We start from the raw sequence: 17464 nt of genomic DNA on the forward strand, positions 1-17464 counted from the left end.
CCTTTCAGCTAATATACGGTCACTTTCCCGCTCCCGGATATCGCGCACTCCGCCTCTTCGGTATAGATATCTTCCCGGAGCTTATCCTCATAATCAGATCTGCCAATCTGTTTCCACGCTTCAGACTCTGCCATGCGCAGATAGATCCCGGCCGGCACGCCCTGACAGTTCTCCGTCAGCCAGTCCGGCACAGCCTTCAGAAACGCCTCGTACTGTTCTGAACACAGGGCGTCGTCCATAAAAATATACGTCACGGCGGAAACCTCGTTCAGTATCGCTTCTTCTTCTGCCGCGCCGCTGCCGCCGTTCTTTATCTCCGTGTATATCTTTATCCCTTCGGAAGGCAGATACTGCTCTGCAAATGCGCGTACCTGCTCTTCATAGGCGGGGCGCATCAGGATCGCCCCGTAATCGTCTTCATACCGGTACATGCCGTTTTCATAGGTGCGGTACACTGTCACAACATCCGATTCACCGCCCTGTTCCGGATACACCTTTAGGTGTTCCTGCTCGACGGCGTCTCCCGGCGCGTAGGATATATAATGAAACTGCTGCTCATATTTCCCTTCGATCCAGTCCAGCATCTGCACGACAGATGTAACGACCCCTTTCTGTGTATCGGTCAGTTCCTCATAAGGCCCGGTAAGGCCTGTCATGTCCATAACCTCTTCCTGTCTGGCACCAAGCCATGCGCCGCCGTCATAGCTGGCCTTCCATTCGTCGGGCCCGAGGGTGATGCTCCCGTCCGGAAATGTGCCTTCACCGACAGTCAGCCCCGTATGGCAGTTCACGATCTTTGCGCTGACACTCCAGTTTGGATCCCCTGTTTCCATGATTCCGGTCAGGACATCCGATGTCGTGATCGTCAACAGCATCTTTGCCTGTAGAATACCGTCGATATTCTCGTCGATATGATATATGAAACGGCTGTGATCGGTATCCGCCTCTACATAATAGCCCTGTTCGTCTTTCTCCATATCTTCCAGCACATCGTCAATGGACCCGGCGTACATCTCTATAAGTTCTTCTTTCTGCGTCGGCGTCACTTCCAGAATTAGATCATCCCCGTCACGCCTTACATCGGTACAGTAATCTTCAAAAGCCTCCATGTTGTCCTCGATATCTGTATTGGCAAACTTAAATATCGAGGCAGGTATGGTAATCTTCTCTGTCATCTCCGGCAATGTTTTTCCGGCATCCGGGTCCTGGACCTGATCTGCTGCCGGAGCGCCCGCACAGGCGCTGCAGACGAGTACCGAAGCAGCTGTCACCGTTGCGAGCACTGTTTTATATAGCTTGTCCATCCCCTCACTCCTCTGAAAACACATTTCTATGCTGATAATAATACCATATTAAAGCTGTAAAAGTTACCGTTTTTATAGATTTTTTCATCTCAGATCTGCTGAGAACGGCAACACCCCAGGCAGTCAGGGTATCTGTGCGCAATGTATCTCCACTCTCTGTCCTGACAACTGTTCTTCCATGATTAGTACGAGTGCTCCACCGCCTTCTTCTGACTAGTATCCGGTCACTACTGCCGTGATCTCATATTCATATACTATGATTACCAAAGAGACCTTTTGTGCGGCGTTGGGCCAGATTATGGAGCAACGGGAGATCGACGAGAAGGTCGGCGCGGCGCTCGAATCTGTAGGTGACGGTCACTTTGTATTTGGATGTAAGAACCGATACCTGACTGCGCTCCTTCTAGTTTTGAAAGAGGCTGTCAACGACCAGTATGATTACATCGACTGGTGGCTATATGATGCCTCTCCAGACTATAAAGTCTGGACTGACGATGGAACAAAAGAATGGTGCCTAAAAGAACCAGGAGCCTTATATGACTTCATTGTTGCCGGCACTTGAAAAGAAGGTGAAAAACAAAATGAATCAAGCGGAAACCCTGCGGCAACTCCTGAAAGAAATCGAGGAACTGCTGGAGCGTAACATAAACGAAGACGGCGAGTGCCAATTCAGTTATCTCAAGGAAAAGATTGTACTTGAGATGGCCAAGGAAATAATCACAGACGGAGTTCCCGACCCTCCGATGTGCTTTACATCTTGCTGAATGAAGAACATCATAGATGGGAAAGGATGATTGCGAATATCGGATGAAGTGCTGAAGCAAGTGGTCTTTGATTCGGGCGATTGGGCCTCGATGCGTGAATTGTGTAAGAATCACGAGCAGTACCCTGTACCGCTCCTTGGGAAAACATCAATCGGAGAGGATATCATTATTGAGGTTCTGTCCGATCGTATCATTACGGAAGTCTACCAAGAAAACGGTTGGGTGCGAAAAAACTTCTATTACCCTGAAGAATGTACTACCGAAGAACTCTTCCAAGGGAAGTGGAAGCAGAGTCAGCAGCCCAGCAAAAAAAGGGCTCGTGGAGAACGATAACTTGAAGTAAAAGTGTTGTGTTTTCTCCTTGTACATGCTATAATTTAAGTGCAAAGAATAGGTATTTTGGCAGAGGATCTGGTCGGAGGATGCCTGGCAACAGTTGATTACTCCAAAAAGGCCGGTTTTCCAAGAATTGCCAAATATATCTATTCTGTTAACTCATGCCACCAAACCGGTCAACCGAATGGTTGACCGGTTTTTTTGTAAAAAAATCAGGGTTGTTTTGCAAAAGAAACCGTCTATGCCGCAGGTAATAAATCAATTACAGAAAACAAGGAGAGCTCAGGATGCAGTTTGAACAAGACTTGTTTAAAGAGTACAAGCGTATCACGGAGACAACCAATCTTCAAAAGTGTTATCAACAAATTCTAAAGCTCATCCGATATATTTCTTCAAAGCTGGAAAAAGAGATGCCGGAATATATGTTTATGGGCAGAGTGGTAGAAAATCAAATGGATTTTTCGTACTTTCAGGCTACAACGAAAAGCCTGAAAGAGGCAGGTCTTAAAATCCAAGTCGTATTTATGCACCGCACCTGTGAATTTGAGATTTGGATTTCCGGGTACAGCAGGAAAATCCAATGCAGCTACTATGAGAGGTTGCGTTATACCGAATGCCCATTTGAAATGTGCGCCAATCCGGAAAGAAACGATTTTATAATCAAGACCGTGGCGAGAAAAAAGATAACGACCGATGCGCCGGAGGTAATCATCGCTGAAATAAAAAGAAAAATAGTGGAGTTGGAGGAGTATATTAAAAAATATCAACGGCTTGAAACGACGGAGCGCTGAGGTGGCGGAACGGAGGGATCAGCCGAACATGATTTTATACGGTGAGCAATGGAGATCTGGCTCCCGGATATCTTTTTTGCTTCAACTTTTTAAGACAATGCTGGAAGAAATAAAACGAAGAGGAAAAATGGATCGTTATGCTGTAGTGTTATAAAAAATTAATCGAGCAAGTTGCCTCCAAATAGAGTGGGAAATGCGTTTACAGCAAAGATATCTTGTCCTTCGATGTGGGAAACACTCACACATAGGGAAAAGATCCAATATGGAAAGAATTTTGCTGAAGCTGTTCGAAACGGAATGGTGGAGAATGCAGTAATTTATCGATGATAACGTGCCACACAAACATCATAGATACAAATAACCGAAAAGGAGCTGTTGCCAACGGCACAGCTCCTTTTATCATGCAGGATTGCTTTCCCCTTTTTATGAAAGCATGCCCGTTTCAAGAGTTCATTCGGCGTTTTCAAGGTGTGAATAGTAAAATGCCAAAGCAAAGGTGGCTGCGCACACAAGCATATCCGTTCCTGTCATGGTCAGACCAATGATGCGTAGACGATCCATGAATGTTACCGTGATAAATATAAGAAGGGTATTAGCAGTGCCGGACAAAAGAAGTGATTTCCAGGAAATCTTTGGATGGAACAGGGCGAGCAGGATTCCTGAAAGTCCTGCTGCAATATTCAGACCAAATAGGAAGAGCAACGGCAATGGATAACCTAAAAAGTAAGCTACGCCTTCTGGTGTGTACATTTTGGAAAGATAATACTCATTTTTTATGGCGACGTTTATAAAATCATAACTGCCAATGGCATAGAAAAAAAGCGCAATCAAGGTAATGCACCAAAAATGCCAAGGCCTTCTATATGGTTGTTTTTTCAATGTCAATCACCTTCGGTATGAATAGGATGATTATTTCCATAATTATAGCGTATCAAGTAAAGGTAGTCAAAGGAGTCGATACCCACCCTGCTGCAAGCGGAGCGAAGGCGTGAAAATTTATTGTCAAAACTTATCCCTCGCAGTATAGTTGAGTAAATGCGAATATTTTTTCTGAAGTGAAAAATGTATCTGAAATAATTGGCAATAAATTTTCTGTTTCGCATAAAGAATGCGTGCGAGTAAGAGAAAGCATAAAAGCGATTCCGTTTTTTACAATTTCAGTGTAATGTTTCTGCACACTGGTTTTCTTAAAGAAAAACCGGAGAGAAACCTTTTTGGTTTCTCTCCGGTTGCCTTTGTAGCCTACAATATCTTTACTGGAGCGATTTGGTTGTATAACAAATCAATGGCACAAGGTATAAACTGAATTGTTTCTGAGTTTAGAAATGTTTTCCTTGATTTTTCCATGAAATACAGCACTACCGGCTACGATACTCCGAGCCCCTGCTGAGTAGGCACTAGGTAAAGTGCTGGAGGTGATGCCACCATCTACCTGAATGACAGCGTTGCTTCTCTGCGCTTGCAGCATGGAACAAGCAGTAGCTATTTTCTCGTCGCTGCCGGGTAGATAGATTTGTCCACCTCGTCCCGGTTGCACCGTCATCAGTAGCAGTTGAGAAATGTCTTTCAGATAAGGTAGGGCTGCTTTCACTGGAGTTTCGGGACTGAGTACCAGTCCTGCCTGCATGCCCGCGGAACATATGGCCTGAAGAGCGTCATTTGGACCTCCGGAAATCTCATAATGTACAGAGACACGTGTTACACCCAAACCTGCTAACCCTGGTAGAAAAAGAAGCGGGCTTTCCACCATGAGGTGCACGTCCAAAGGTTTGCTAGTTAGGCGGCTCATGGTACGCACCATATCGATGCCGAAGGAGATAGCAGGTACAAAATGTCCGTCCATAATGTCAATATGGAAGGCATCTACGCCAGCTGAGTCAGCTATCTGTACATCCCGAGCTAGGTTGGCAAAATCAGCAGCCAGAATGGAGGCGCACAATTCAAACATTATCGTTCCTCCAGTTGTGCGATGCGGCGACAATGGCGTTCCTCACCAGAAAATGGAGTATCAATGAAAAGATCCACAATGTCTAACGCCAGACCAGGTCCGGTGACGAGGGCTCCCAATGCCAACACATTGGCGTTGTTATGTAACCGCGTGGCTTTGGCGGAAAAACAGTCGCCGCACAGGGCGCAGCGGATACCCGGCACCTTATTGGCGGCAATAGAGATGCCAATGCCCGTACTACAGATAACAATGCCTTTTTCGCACTCGCCCGACGCTACGGCATGGGCTACAGCCTTGCCATAGGCGGGATAATCCACGGACGCCGTAGAATCACACCCAAAATCCTTGTATTCCACTCCACGTTGCCGCAGGTGAGCCAGAATTTTCTGTTTGAGTTCATAGCCGCCATGATCACAGCCAATGGCAATCATTTCAGACCAGCTCCTTCACGGCCGCGACGATGGCGTCGCTGCGCAGGCCGAACTGCTCCAGCAGGTCCCAGGCGGGGCCGGAGTGGCCGAAGACATCCTTTACGCCCACACGGCGCATCTTCGTCGGGCACTGCTCGCCCAGCACCGCGGCCACCGCTTCGCCCAGGCCGCCCAGGATGCTGTGCTCCTCGCAGGTGACGACGGCACCGCATTCCTTGGCAGCTTTAATCACAATTTCCTCGTCCAGCGGCTTGATGGTGCAGAGGTTGATGACCCGGGCCTGGATGCCCTCGTTTTTCAGCTGTTCGGCGGCGGTGAGGGCTTCGCCCACCTCCAGGCCGGTGGCGAGGATGGCCACGTCGTTGCCCTCGGTGAGCTGTTCACCCTTGCCGATCTCGAACTTGAAGTTGGCTTCGTCGTGGATCACAGGCACCGCCAGACGGCCGAACCGCAGGTAGACAGGGCCCTGGTGCTCGTAGGCTGCCTTCACAGCGGCGCGGGCTTCCACGTCGTCCGACGGGCAGAGCACCGTCATGCCGGGGATGGAGCGCATAAGCGCGAAATCCTCGCAGCACTGGTGGGAGGCACCGTCCTCGCCCACCGAGATGCCGCCGTGGGTGGCGCCGATCTTGACGTTCAGGTGGGGGTAGCCGATGGAGTTGCGCACCTGCTCGAAGGCGCGGCCCGCGGCAAACATGGCAAAGCTGGAGGCGAAAGGCACAAGCCCCATGGCCGCCATGCCGGCGGCGGTGGCCATCATGTTGCTCTCGGCGATGCCGCAGTCAAAATGGCGGTCGGGGTAGGCCTTCTTGAACACGCCGGTCTTGGTGGCGGCGGCCAGGTCGGCATCCAGCACCACCACGTCGGGATGGTCCTGCGCCAGTTCCACCAGCGCCGCACCGTAGCTGTCCCGGGTGGCTATCTTTTTGACCTCACTCATAGCTGTGCCTCCAGTCCCGCCAGCTGGGCCTTGAGCTCCTCCATGGCGATCTTGTATTCCTCATCGTTGGGGGCCTTGCCGTGCCAGCCCACCTGGTTTTCCATATAGCTGACGCCCTTGCCCTTGGTGGTATGCATCAGGATGGCCGTGGGCGCGCCGGTCTGCCAGTGGAAGTACTGGAAGGCATCATCCATCTGGACAAAGTCATGGCCGTTGATGGACACCGTGCGGAATCCGAAGTCCCGCAGCTTGGCATCCACCGGGTCGGTGGGCATGACTTCGCTGGTGGGGCCGTCGATCTGCAGCCCGTTCAGGTCAATAATGACACAGAGATTGTCCAGTTTGTACTTGGCGGCGAAGAGGAAAGATTCCCACACTTCGCCCTCCTCGATCTCGCCGTCGCCCAGCAGGGTATAGACGCGAACGTCATCCTTGTGCAGGTACTTGGCGGCTTTGGCCATGCCCGCGGCGCAGGAAACGCCCTGGCCCAGGCTGCCGGTGGACATATCCACACCGGGCACCGTGTTCATATTGGGGTGGCCTTGCAGATAGCTGTCAATGTGGCGCAGGGTGGGCAGGTCCTCCACCGGGAAAAATCCCTGGTAGGCCAGCGCGCTGTACAGCCCCGGCGCGGTATGTCCCTTGGAGAGCACAAACCGGTCCCGGTCCTCCCACTTGGGGTTGGCGGGGTCGATCCGCATCTCCTGGTTGTACAGATAGGCAAACAGGTCCGCCGCCGACAGGCTGCCGCCCGGATGGCCGGACTTCGCCCCGTGGGTGGCCTCGATGACGCCCATCCGCACCTTGCAGGCTGCAATCTGCAGCTTCAAGCGTTCTTCCTTTGTCATATTACTCACCAAACACCTTTACATAGTCGGCTTTGAACTTTTCGATGCCCGAATCGGTCAGCGGATGATGAATCATTTGCTCAATGACCTTATAGGGGACGGTGGCGATATCGGCACCGGCCAGGGCGCAATCGTTCACATGGATGGGGTTGCGCACACTGGCGGCGATGATCTGAGTCTCAATGTCGGGATAATTCAGGAACATGTCGTGAATGTTCTGAATCAGTTCGATGCCCGGCTGAGAAATATCGTCCAGCCGGCCCAGGAAGGGGCTGACGTAGGTGGCACCGGCGCGGGCGGCCAGCAGCGCCTGATTGGCGCTGAAGATCAGGGTGCAGTTGGTGGGGATGCCCTTGGCGCTCAGCGCCTTGATGGCCTTGAGCCCCTCGGCGGTCATGGGGATCTTGACCACCATGTGCTTGGGGTCCAGGGCGTAGATGGCCTCGCCCTCTTTCACCATGGTCTCGGCGTCGGTGGTGGTGGCTTTCACCTCGCCGCTGATGGGGCCGTCCACGATGGTGGCGATCTCGGCCAGGGTCTCGGCGTAGTCGCGGCCTTCCTTGGCGATCAAGCTGGGGTTGGTGGTAACACCGGCGATGACGCCCATGTCGTTGGCTTTGCGGATTTCCTCCACGTTAGCGGTATCAATGAAGAATTTCATAACAGTACCATCCTTTCAGCATATTTTTTCGCGTATGGACAATTCAATCAGGCGAAGGGGTTTTCGGTGGGATACCGGTTACCGGCGGGCTGGTTGTAGGCGATATCGCCGATGCCCAGGTACTTGAACACCTCGAACAGTACCTTGCCGTAATGGCCGAAGGCCACGGCGCCATGGTGCGGGTAGCGTTTCTGCACCAGGACGTGACGGTAGAAGCGGCCCATCTCCTTGATGGCGAAGATACCGATGCCGCCAAAGGAGCGGGTAGCCACCGGCAGCACCTCGCCCTCGGCAATATAGGAGCGCAGGTTGCCCTCGCTGTCGCACTGCAGGCGGTAGAAGGTAATATCGGAAGCGGCGATGTCGCCTTCCAGAGTGCCGCGGGTAAAGTCAGGATCGCTGCCCGCGGGCTCCAGCAGACGGTGCTGGATCAGCTGGTACTTCACCGCACGGTCGGCGCACATCTTGCAGGAAGGTGTGTTGCCGCAGTGGAAGCCCATGAAGGTATCAGTGAGCTTGTAATCGAACTTGCCGGCGATGTCCTCGTCGTAGATGTACTTGGGCACGCTGTTGTTGATGTCCAGCAGGGTGACGGTATCGCCGGAGACGCACATGCCGATGTACTCGGACAGGGCACCGTAGATATCCACCTCGCAGGAGACGGGGATACCGCGGGAAACCAGACGGGAGTTTACATAGCAGGGCTCAAAGCCGAACTGGGACGGGAAGGCGGGCCAGCACTTGTCCGCAAAGGCCACATACTTCTTGCTTCCCTTATGGGCTTCGGCCCAATCCAGCAGGGTCAGCTCGAACTGGGCCATGCGGGCCAGCAGGTCGGGGTAGTATTTACCCTCGCCCATTTCGGCGGCCATGTCGGCGCAGACATCGGCGATGCGGGGATCGTTGGCATGGGCCTTGTAGGACACCAGCAGGTCCAGCTCGGAGTTCTCCTCGATCTCCACGCCCAGCTCATACAGGCCCTTGATGGGGGCGTTGCAGGCAAAGAAGTCCTGGGGGCGCGGGCCGAAGGTGATGATCTTCAGGTCCTTGACACCCAGAATGGCACGGGCAATGGGTACGAACTCAGCCATCTTGTCGGCCAGTTCCTCGGCGGTGCCCACGGGATACTCGGGAATATAGCCCTTCAGGTGGCGCATACCCAGGTTGTAGGAGCAGTTCAGCATACCGCAGTAGGCGTCGCCGCGGCCGTTGATCATATCGCCGTCGCCCTCGGCAGCCGCCACAAACATGACGGGGCCGTCGAAGTATTTGGCGATCAGGGTTTCGGGAGTTTCGGGGCCGAAGTTGCCCAGGAACACCGTCAGGGCGTTGCAGCCCGCGGCCTTTACTTCTTCCACGGCTTTGAGCATATCGGCTTCGTTTTCCACCGTGACGCTGCACTCATAGGGCTCAAAACCTTTGGTCTTGCAGGCGGCCACGATGTTCTGGCGGCGCTGGGTGGACAGGGCAATGGGGAAGCAGTCGCGGCTGACGGCTACAATACCCAGACGGACTTCGGGAATGTTGGTGGACTTCATGTCAAATTCCTCCGTTTTCTATGTGGATGATTCTGTTTACAAATCTTTTTCGATATCGATATTCTCACCGGTCAGGGCCGCCACAGCACCCTGGGCGGCTTCGCCGGATTCGGGATGGGCCAGCAACCACTTGTTGCAGGCCCACAGGTATGCATCGTCCCCGCCCTTGGTGGGCAGATTCGGCTTGTCGGTGTTGGTGCCTTTGGGCAAAGCCACCAGCACCTTGAAGCCCTGGGCCGGGTTGGTGTGGCAGGGGGCGTAGTGCAGGGTGGTGGCGTAAACTTCCACCAGAGTACCCGCGGGAACACGGAAAGCCTTCACCTTGCCGGTGTCCAGCTTGCCGTCCGCAATCTCATCCTGCTTGGCCAGCAAAAGGATGAAATCAGCGTTGCCCAGGTTGAACTCGCTGTCCCGATGGTATTCCAGGCAGTTCAGTTTGGTGTTGTGGCCGTTGCACCAGCCCATCTGGAAGGGCATACCGCCAAAGAGCGAAGCCCCCAGTGCGGCGGATTCCGGCAGGTTTTGCAGGGCCGGATCTTCAGCCAGATAGTCGGTGCCCTCCGGCAGCGGGGTGGAAATGTTCAGGGCCTCGACCACGGCCTTGCATTCGGTTTCATATCCGGTGATGACACGGCCGTAAGGGGCAAACTCGGGGGCAGTAACAGGATAGATGGTCATTTGTTTTTCCTCCCTTTTTCTTAACTTGTTACTTGGCAAGTTCTTTGAACAGCGGCTTACAGGTGGGGTAGATCTGCTTGAATTTCTGATACCGTTTTTCATACAGGGCAGTGAGCTCCGAATCAGGCTCAATGGTACGGCTGACATGCACCAGGGCATTGGTGGCCTCCTGCACGGTCGCATATTTACCGCAGCAGACCATGGCCAGCAGCGCACCGCCGTAACCGGGCCCCTGTTCGGTAACCAGAATATCCAGCGGAATCCCCAATACGTTGGCCATGATGGTACACCACAGCGGGCTCTTGGCACCGCCGCCGCAGATGTTGGACCGGGGGATCTCCACGCCGATGGAGCGGGCGGTTTCCACCGAATCCCGGATGGCGAACGCCACACCTTCCAGTACGGCTTGTGTGATATCTGCACGTGTCGTGTCCATGCTCAAGCCGATGAGGGTGCCGCGAGCGTCGGTATCATTGATCGGGCTGCGCTCGCCCATAAGGTAAGGCAGGAAAAAGACGGGGTTGCGGCCCAGCTTGTCCCGGGTAATAGGGGCCTGTTCGGCGGGGTAGTCCTTATCGGTGACCTTGAGGATGTCGTCCATCCACCACTTGTTGCAGGAGGCAGCGGAGAGCATGCAACCCATCAGGTGCCAGCCGCCGTCCGCATGGGCAAAAGCATGCAGACCATTGGTGGCATCCACGCCGAATGCTTCGCTGCTGATGAACACCGTGCCGGAGGTACCCAGGCTGATGTTGCAGTGACCTTTCCCAACCGTGCCAGTGCCCACAGCTGCGGCGGCGTTATCTCCCGCACCGGCACAGACCTTTACACTTTCGGGCAGACCCAAGGCGGCGGCTGCATCCGGTTTCAAGGTGCCCACAAACTGCCAGCTTTCATAGAGATGGGCCAGCCATTCTTCCTTGACACCGCAGATTTCGCACATTTCCTTGCTCCAGCACTTGTGCTCCACGTCCAGGAGCAGCATGCCCGAAGCATCGGAATAGTCGGTGGCGTGCACACCGGTCATGCGGTAGACCAAATAATCCTTGGGCAGCATGATCTTGGCAATAGCCGCATAAAGTTCAGGCTCGTTCTCCTTCATCCACAGGATCTTGGGGGCGGTGAACCCTGCAAAGGCAATGTTGCCGGTGTATTTGCTCAAAGTTTCTCGGCCGATTTCCTTGTTCAGATAATCGGTCTGCTTGGCGGTACGGCCATCGTTCCACAAAATGGCCGGGCGCAGCACCCTGTCGGCGGCATCCAGTGCCACCAGACCGTGCATCTGGCCGCCCATGCCGATGCCCTGCACCTGCGCCGAATCAAACCCCTGCAGCAGGGCGGGGATTCCTTCCAGACACGCCTGCCACCAGGCAGCGGGGTCCTGTTCGCTCCAGCCTGTGTGGGGCATACTCAGGGGATATTCCCGGGTAACCTGATTGCATACCTTGCCGGTTTCGTCCACCAGAAGGAATTTGCACGCCGAGGTACCCAGATCTACGCCGATATACAACATAAGAATACCGCCTTTCTCGCTATTCTTTTATAAAGAACATTTATATAAGTTCTTTACATATGATACTGCAAGCATACATCAGTGTCAATCATCAAAACCAACAAAAGCATTTGAAAATTATCACCATATATCTACAAAAATATATGATTTGGTTGACTTTTTTGTTGCGGTTGGGTAAGATGAAAGTGTTTTACATTGATTTCACTTTTAAAAAGTTAAAGGAATTATATATGAAAAAGCTTTCGCCGCCGCCTACCGAACGCCGTCGCTTGACCCGGAACCAGATTTATCAATATATTTACAAGGCACCCGGATGTTCTAAGCAGGAGATTGCTGACAGCCTCAATTTCAGTATGCCAACTGTACATCAAAATCTGAACGAACTGACACAAGCGGGGTTGGTGCGCATCGATGGGGTTGGAGAATCTACGGGTGGACGCCGTCCTCTTCAATTAACTATTAATGAAAATGCGCGCTTTTCTTTGGGCGTTTCTGTCACAGAAAGTCATTTTCGGATTGTTGCAGCTAACCTCCGGCTGGATGAAATTGCATACCAAAAGTATGGTCATCCCCATTGCAACAACATGAAGGAGATGGGGAACTTCCTTGCAGCCGATTTGGAAAATTTTCTAAACAGATTTGGTCTGAACCGCGAAAAACTGCTGGGGATTGGAATCGCGCTACCAGCGATTTTTAATGCCGATAGGACTTGTGTGATCACTGCACCGACACTTAATTTGCGAGATCAAGATATCCATCCACTGATTTGTAGTATCCCTTACCCCGTTGCTGTTTGTAATGATGCGACCAGCGGCGGGTATGCTGAATGGTACGTTCAGCAAGATTCCGATTGCATGGCATATATCTCATTAGAAGGTGGCGTAGGCGGCGCTATCCTTATGAACGGTGTTCCTTATACCGGTCTGAATGGCCGCAGCGGCGAGTTCGGGCACATTTGTGTGCAGCCGGAAGGGCTTTCCTGTAAGTGTGGTTTGCGTGGCTGTCTGGAAGCTTACTGTTCTTCTGATCGAATTTCTACCGATTTGGGTATCTCCGTGGAGCAGTTTTTTGCCGGCTTGGAAGCCGGGAACTTAGCATACCAAACGTTATGGAAAGATTATCTCCGCCATTTGGCGTCGGCTCTTGCCACAATCCGTATGATGTTTGACTGTCGTATTGTGCTGGGTGGGTATGTTGCTCAATATCTCGCTCCTTTTTTAAAGGAGCTCCGGGGGCTGACGGCCAGCCGCGATCCGTTTGATGATGAAGCTGAATATATTTCCCTTTGTCATTACCCCAAGCACGCTGTTCCACTTGGTGCAGCATTGCATTTTATCAATCTTTTTGTTGAAGAGTTATGATTGCGGCTACCGTCATGATTAAGAGGAATTTTCTATGATTGAAAAATTGAACGGTACCACCGAAACTGTAGACTTTACACTCGCTTCCAATATCCGGTTATATCACAACAATTCAGCGGAAGACTTCCCGTTACACTGGCATGTCCCTGGGGAAATCATCTGCCCGATTAAAAACACCTATAATGTGACCGTTGCAGGCGAAATTCTTTATTTGAAACCCCATGACATACTGTTCATCGGCTCAGGTGAATTGCACAGCATTATAGCTCCAAAGGAGGGCGAACGGTACATTTTGAATTTTAGTACCGCAATGTTTGAGCAGTTCCACGAGCTTGCGCTTTTTTTTGCCACTCTACATCCCTTCAAGCTGTTGCGATATCAGGATCAACCGCAGTTTAACGACCAACTTCTGGCCTTGATGACCCGGATGGAAGAAGAATACTTTGGTACGGCGGTCTTTCGGGATTGCGAGCTGTCTTCGCTGATGCTGCACTTTTTCGCAATCATAGGCCGCAAGCTCCATCAGAATGCACCGCATGAAAACATCTCTTCCCTACGGCAAAAAGAACAGCAAGAGCGTTTTTCCATGTTATGTAATTACATTAACGCTCACTGCACAGAAGATTTGTCTTTGGACGAATTGGCCAACGAAGCAGGATTCAGTAAGTACCACTTTGCAAGACTTTTTAAAGAAATAACAGGGACTACCTGTCACAATTATCTGTTGGGGCGGCGGCTTCTCTACGCCAAATCCCTGCTTGCGGATTTCTCCTTGCCCATTACGGAAGTAGCCATGCGTTCGGGGTTTAATTCGCTGGCCACCTTCAACCGGATTTTTAAATTCCAGATTGGCTGTACGCCCAGCGAATTCCGAAAGTTGGGGTTGGGCTTTTCTACTCCGCAGGAATAACAGGCACCCGCCGGACGCCCTCCGTCTGAATTCGTACGGTTTCAGACAAAAGGTTCCGAGAAGACAATCACAGAGAGCGTTTGGGCATAGATTGAAGAATCTTCACCAGCCTTTGTGCAGCTTGCGTTCCATCGCCGGGCTGATTGGCCCGGCCAAAACTAAACCGAAGTGTACACAATGCATTACGAGCCGCAGTTCCCCCCAGGGCCAGCAATACATGGGAGGCATTGCGGCTCCTTGTGTTATCGCACGCAGCACCCGGTGAAACACACACGCCGGCCACATCTAGCCGGTAGGTAAGATTCTGACCCTCGTAGCCTGGCAGCCCCACGCTAACCAAACCAGGCAAGCCTGCTTTGGTACTATTGAAATATACTTCTGTCCAAGATTGACGAAGTGTTTGGCAAAATTCTTCTGCTAACATTCGTTTGAATGCGGCATGCTGCTCCATCTGTTTGCAGGCTAGTTTGAGCGCGCATGCCAGCCCTACAATCTGAGCTACCGGTTCCGTTCCGGGGCGTAATCCGCTCTGTTGTTCGCCACCAAAAATTAAAGGCTTCAACAAAGCAGGATTTCGTGCATACAGGAAGCCGATGCCTTTGGGGCCGCCAAATTTATGCGCGGAAGCACTGAGAAAATCGATGCCGTCTAATGCCACGGGGATATGCCCTACTGCCTGTACAGCATCCACATGGAGCAATACACCTTTTTTTTGACAAAGGGTGGAAATGGTAGGAATGTCCTGAATCGTGCCTACCTCGTTGTTGGCGTATTGAATGGTCACCAATCTGGGCTGCCGTTCCAGAGCCCGCAGCAAGGCAGGCAAATCTATTTTCCCTTCTTCGCTGACCGGTAACGTATATACAGCTATTCCGCTTTTTTTTAGCGATGCGCATGCTCTACCGACCGAGTGATGTTCAATAGGCGTAGTGACAACTTCTCTGCTACCGATGCCTGCTCTGCTGGCACCGCTCAGGATTGCCCACGTGTTGCTTTCGCTGCCGCCGGATGTGAAAAAGATTTGTGATGCGCTGCATCTCAGGCATTCTGCCACGCTTTGGCGCGCTCGCTCTACTGCTTGATGTGCAGCAATTCCGCTTCGATACAAGGCTGCCGGATTGGAAAAATCCTTAGTAAGCCAATAACACATCGCTTCCCAGGCTTCCGGTTCAAGCGGGGTCGTAGCAGCGTGATCTGCGTAAATCGTATCACTCATCAAATCATCTCCAACAAACGGAAAGATGGGGCTCAGGAGGGGACATCAGTCGGAGATAACAACTTTCTCCTTTTGATGCAGCAGGATGTTGAGTGGTTTCTGTCCCGTCAGCAGGATGCTGCGTGCATCGGGCTGGCTTCCTCCTACCCAAACGGTATATTCACCCGGCAGCACTTCCGAAATGCCCTCCTCGTTGCAAAGAGCAAAAGCACACTGCGGCAGATGCAGCGTAACGCACTTTTCTTCCCCAGGCATAAGGTCCACTTTTGCCAGTGCTTTCAGCTGCGCATTCGGTGTGCCAGGGCGTTCGGCCTTGACATAAACTTCAACGGTTTCACGGCCGCGGTACTGCCCGTCGTTGACTACCGTTACCCTTACATCCACACCGTCCGGCCCAATCTGTGCAGCATCGGCCTTGGCATCCCGGAAGGTAAAATGACTGTAAGAAAGGCCATAACCGAAGGGGTAAAGCGGTTCTTTTTCCATATAGCGGTAGGTGCGTCCCTTCATTGCATAATCCGTGAATGCAGGCAGATCCTCATCCGAATGATAAAAAGTGACCGGCAGCTTACCCTGCGGATTGCATTCCCCGAACAAGGCACGCGCTACGGCCCGGCCGCCCTGGGCACCGGGGTACCATGCCTGCAGAACGGCGGCTGCCCCTTCCTGCGCGGTGCCCAAGGCCAACGCACTGCCGCTCAGCACCACCACCACCACAGGTTTTCCGCTCTCGATGCAGGCTTTTAGTACAGACTCCTGGTTTCCCGGCAGAGAAAGAGACTGCTTGTCGCCGCTGGCAAACTGGTTTCCCTGGTCGCCTTCTTCACCTTCCAGGCCCGCATCCAAGCCCAGGCAGCAAATCACCACATCACATTCCGCACATACGCCGCGTACTTCGCTGATAAGCTCATTGGGTTTTGCCAGTTCCTGAATCTTATCTGCATACAGATGACATCCCTCAGAGTAGCGGACCTGCACATCTTCTCCCAGATACTCCTGGATTCCATCCAGAACCGTCATATACCGGGATGCTGTTCCCTCGTAATTACCAACCAAAGCCTTACGGTTGTCCGCATTCGGTCCGACCACTGCGACCCGATGCAGCTTACTTTTATCCAGCGGCAAGGTATGGTTTTCATTTTTCAGCAGAACCAGAACCTTCTCGGCCACTTCCAGGTTCAGGGCCTGCATTTCCCGGCTATCTACCGCATCATACCCGATTTTGTTGTAGGGCACCTTTTCTTCCGCATCAAACATGCCCAATTTCATGCGGGTCGTAAACAGCCGGACCAGGCTTCGGTCGATCGTTTCCTCTTTTACCTTGCCTTCTGCCACAGCTTCTTCCAGATACGCGTACAGATCGCCGCAGTTGAGATCACACCCGTTGTTTACGGCCAGGGCCACGGAATCCACCGGGCCGGACGTGACCATATGCCCTTCATGGAAATCCTTGATTGCCCAGCAGTCGGACGTAACATGCCCCTGGAAATTCCACTTTCCGCGCAGAATGTCCACAAGAAGGGTTTTGCTGCCGCAGCACGGTTCACCGTTTGTGCGGTTATAGGCCCCCATGACTGCTTCCACCCCGGCTTCCTTTACAAGTGCACGAAAGGCCGGAAGGTACGTTTCCCACAAATCTTGTTGGGAAACTTTGGCATCAAAATAGTGCCGCTGATCTTCAGGGCCAGAATGGACTGCGAAATGCTTGGCACAGGCAGCGGCGCGCAGATAGTCCGGGTCATCACCCTGCATACCTTCCACAAAGCGTACGCCCAAGCGAGAGGTCAGATACGGATCTTCGCCATAGGTTTCGTGCCCTCTGCCCCAGCGCGGGTCACGGAATATATTTACATTCGGCGCCCAGATTGTCAGGCCTTTATAGATATCCCGGTCCTGATAGCTGCGATACATGTTGTATTTACCACGCGCTTCCACGCCGACGGCTTCCCCGACCTGGCCCAGTAAGTCCTCATCAAAAGACGCAGCCAGACCAATTGCCTGCGGAAATACGGTTGCCGTTCCAGCGCGTCCCACGCCATGAATGCCCTCGTTCCACCAGTTGTATGCAGGGATGCCCAGACGCGGAATGGCCGGAGACCAGCTGAGCATCTGGCTGACTTTTTCTTTCAGCGTCATTTGTGCAACCAGTGCGCGTGCCCGCTCCCGGTATTGTTCCAGTTTTTGGTTACGATCTTTCATTTTGTACGTACCCCTTTCTTCTTATT

Annotated in this window: 17 protein-coding genes; 5 read left to right on the top strand and 12 right to left on the bottom strand. The window is 52.5% G+C overall.

The features are described 5' to 3' along the window. Positions 1-8 precede the first annotated feature (8 nt). Positions 9-1304 (bottom strand): hypothetical protein, encoded by a 1296-nt coding sequence (locus tag ABGT73_RS00840; protein WP_346667960.1) that lies wholly within the window; start codon positions 1302-1304, stop codon positions 9-11. A gap of 256 nt (positions 1305-1560) precedes the next feature. Here ABGT73_RS00840 and ABGT73_RS00845 point away from each other — a divergent pair, with 256 nt between their 5' ends. From ABGT73_RS00845 to ABGT73_RS00855, 3 genes are all read left to right on the top strand, one after another. Then, positions 1561-1866 carry a hypothetical protein gene (locus ABGT73_RS00845; RefSeq protein WP_295342481.1) on the top strand — a complete coding sequence of 102 codons (306 nt, stop codon included), beginning with the start codon at positions 1561-1563 and terminating at the stop codon, positions 1864-1866. Continuing rightward, positions 1841-2068, top strand: coding sequence for a hypothetical protein (locus ABGT73_RS00850; RefSeq protein WP_346667961.1), 228 nt, complete (start codon positions 1841-1843; stop codon positions 2066-2068). Before ABGT73_RS00845 ends, ABGT73_RS00850 begins: the two co-directional genes overlap by 26 nt. A 623-nt stretch (positions 2069-2691) precedes the next feature. Further along, positions 2692-3195: a DUF7000 family protein gene (locus ABGT73_RS00855; protein WP_346667962.1), complete on the top strand. Its 504-nt coding sequence runs from the start codon at positions 2692-2694 to the stop codon at positions 3193-3195. 450 nt (positions 3196-3645) lie between these two features. Here ABGT73_RS00855 and ABGT73_RS00860 read toward each other — a convergent pair whose 3' ends face one another. From ABGT73_RS00860 to xylB, 9 genes are all read right to left on the bottom strand, one after another. After that, complete coding sequence (locus ABGT73_RS00860; RefSeq protein ID WP_346667963.1) at positions 3646-4074, bottom strand: hypothetical protein; 429 nt, start codon at positions 4072-4074, stop codon at positions 3646-3648. A gap of 403 nt (positions 4075-4477) precedes the next feature. Further along, positions 4478-5143 (bottom strand): ribulose-phosphate 3-epimerase, encoded by a 666-nt coding sequence (locus tag ABGT73_RS00865; protein WP_346667964.1) that lies wholly within the window; start codon positions 5141-5143, stop codon positions 4478-4480. Then, complete coding sequence (gene rpiB, locus ABGT73_RS00870; RefSeq protein WP_346667965.1) at positions 5143-5574, bottom strand: ribose 5-phosphate isomerase B; 432 nt, start codon at positions 5572-5574, stop codon at positions 5143-5145. Before rpiB ends, ABGT73_RS00865 begins: the two co-directional genes overlap by 1 nt. 1 nt (position 5575) lies before the next feature. After that, positions 5576-6514, bottom strand: coding sequence for a transketolase family protein (locus ABGT73_RS00875; protein ID WP_346667966.1), 939 nt, complete (start codon positions 6512-6514; stop codon positions 5576-5578). After that, a complete protein-coding gene (locus tag ABGT73_RS00880) occupies positions 6511-7362 on the bottom strand; it encodes a transketolase (protein WP_346667967.1) in 852 nt (283 codons plus the stop codon). The genes ABGT73_RS00875 and ABGT73_RS00880 overlap by 4 nt, the downstream gene beginning before the upstream one ends. A gap of 1 nt (position 7363) precedes the next feature. After that, positions 7364-8023 (bottom strand): fructose-6-phosphate aldolase, encoded by a 660-nt coding sequence (gene fsa / locus ABGT73_RS00885; protein ID WP_346667968.1) that lies wholly within the window; start codon positions 8021-8023, stop codon positions 7364-7366. Between the two features lie 47 nt (positions 8024-8070). Then, positions 8071-9561, bottom strand: coding sequence for a fucose isomerase (locus ABGT73_RS00890; RefSeq protein ID WP_346667969.1), 1491 nt, complete (start codon positions 9559-9561; stop codon positions 8071-8073). A 36-nt stretch (positions 9562-9597) separates the two neighbouring features. Then, positions 9598-10239, bottom strand: coding sequence for a DUF4867 family protein (locus ABGT73_RS00895; RefSeq protein WP_346667970.1), 642 nt, complete (start codon positions 10237-10239; stop codon positions 9598-9600). Between the two features lie 28 nt (positions 10240-10267). Beyond that, positions 10268-11752 carry a xylulokinase gene (gene xylB, locus ABGT73_RS00900; RefSeq protein WP_346667971.1) on the bottom strand — a complete coding sequence of 495 codons (1485 nt, stop codon included), beginning with the start codon at positions 11750-11752 and terminating at the stop codon, positions 10268-10270. Positions 11753-11811: 59 nt separating this feature from the next. Between xylB and ABGT73_RS00905 the strand changes: the two genes are divergently transcribed. Both ABGT73_RS00905 and ABGT73_RS00910 read left to right on the top strand, forming a co-directional pair. Then, a complete protein-coding gene (locus ABGT73_RS00905) occupies positions 11812-13113 on the top strand; it encodes an ROK family transcriptional regulator (protein WP_346667972.1) in 1302 nt (433 codons plus the stop codon). Between the two features lie 34 nt (positions 13114-13147). Then, positions 13148-14023, top strand: a complete 876-nt coding sequence (locus ABGT73_RS00910; protein WP_346667973.1) for an AraC family transcriptional regulator — start codon at positions 13148-13150, stop codon at positions 14021-14023. A 67-nt stretch (positions 14024-14090) separates the two neighbouring features. On the opposite strand, the gene ABGT73_RS00915 is transcribed toward ABGT73_RS00910, so the two are convergent. After that, a complete protein-coding gene (locus ABGT73_RS00915; protein ID WP_346667974.1) occupies positions 14091-15239 on the bottom strand; it encodes a cysteine desulfurase family protein in 1149 nt (382 codons plus the stop codon). Between the two features lie 45 nt (positions 15240-15284). After that, positions 15285-17438: a glycoside hydrolase family 3 C-terminal domain-containing protein gene (locus ABGT73_RS00920; RefSeq protein WP_346667975.1), complete on the bottom strand. Its 2154-nt coding sequence runs from the start codon at positions 17436-17438 to the stop codon at positions 15285-15287. Between the last annotated feature and the right edge of the window lie 26 nt (positions 17439-17464).

Source organism: uncultured Subdoligranulum sp. (assembly GCF_963931595.1).
GTDB lineage: Bacteria > Bacillota > Clostridia > Oscillospirales > Ruminococcaceae > Gemmiger.

Coding starts and splice junctions, on each gene's coding strand:
- rpiB (WP_346667965.1), bottom strand. CDS start 5,574: ATGATTGCCATTGGCTGTGATCATGGCGGCTATGAACTCAAACAGAAA.
- ABGT73_RS00865 (WP_346667964.1), bottom strand. CDS start 5,143: ATGTTTGAATTGTGCGCCTCCATTCTGGCTGCTGATTTTGCCAACCTA.
- ABGT73_RS00895 (WP_346667970.1), bottom strand. CDS start 10,239: ATGACCATCTATCCTGTTACTGCCCCCGAGTTTGCCCCTTACGGCCGT.
- ABGT73_RS00855 (WP_346667962.1), top strand. CDS start 2,692: ATGCAGTTTGAACAAGACTTGTTTAAAGAGTACAAGCGTATCACGGAG.
- ABGT73_RS00880 (WP_346667967.1), bottom strand. CDS start 7,362: ATGACAAAGGAAGAACGCTTGAAGCTGCAGATTGCAGCCTGCAAGGTG.
- ABGT73_RS00850 (WP_346667961.1), top strand. CDS start 1,841: ATGACTTCATTGTTGCCGGCACTTGAAAAGAAGGTGAAAAACAAAATG.
- ABGT73_RS00845 (WP_295342481.1), top strand. CDS start 1,561: ATGATTACCAAAGAGACCTTTTGTGCGGCGTTGGGCCAGATTATGGAG.
- xylB (WP_346667971.1), bottom strand. CDS start 11,752: ATGTTGTATATCGGCGTAGATCTGGGTACCTCGGCGTGCAAATTCCTT.
- ABGT73_RS00915 (WP_346667974.1), bottom strand. CDS start 15,239: ATGAGTGATACGATTTACGCAGATCACGCTGCTACGACCCCGCTTGAA.
- fsa (WP_346667968.1), bottom strand. CDS start 8,023: ATGAAATTCTTCATTGATACCGCTAACGTGGAGGAAATCCGCAAAGCC.
- ABGT73_RS00920 (WP_346667975.1), bottom strand. CDS start 17,438: ATGAAAGATCGTAACCAAAAACTGGAACAATACCGGGAGCGGGCACGC.
- ABGT73_RS00890 (WP_346667969.1), bottom strand. CDS start 9,561: ATGAAGTCCACCAACATTCCCGAAGTCCGTCTGGGTATTGTAGCCGTC.
- ABGT73_RS00910 (WP_346667973.1), top strand. CDS start 13,148: ATGATTGAAAAATTGAACGGTACCACCGAAACTGTAGACTTTACACTC.
- ABGT73_RS00905 (WP_346667972.1), top strand. CDS start 11,812: ATGATACTGCAAGCATACATCAGTGTCAATCATCAAAACCAACAAAAG.
- ABGT73_RS00840 (WP_346667960.1), bottom strand. CDS start 1,304: ATGGACAAGCTATATAAAACAGTGCTCGCAACGGTGACAGCTGCTTCG.
- ABGT73_RS00875 (WP_346667966.1), bottom strand. CDS start 6,514: ATGAGTGAGGTCAAAAAGATAGCCACCCGGGACAGCTACGGTGCGGCG.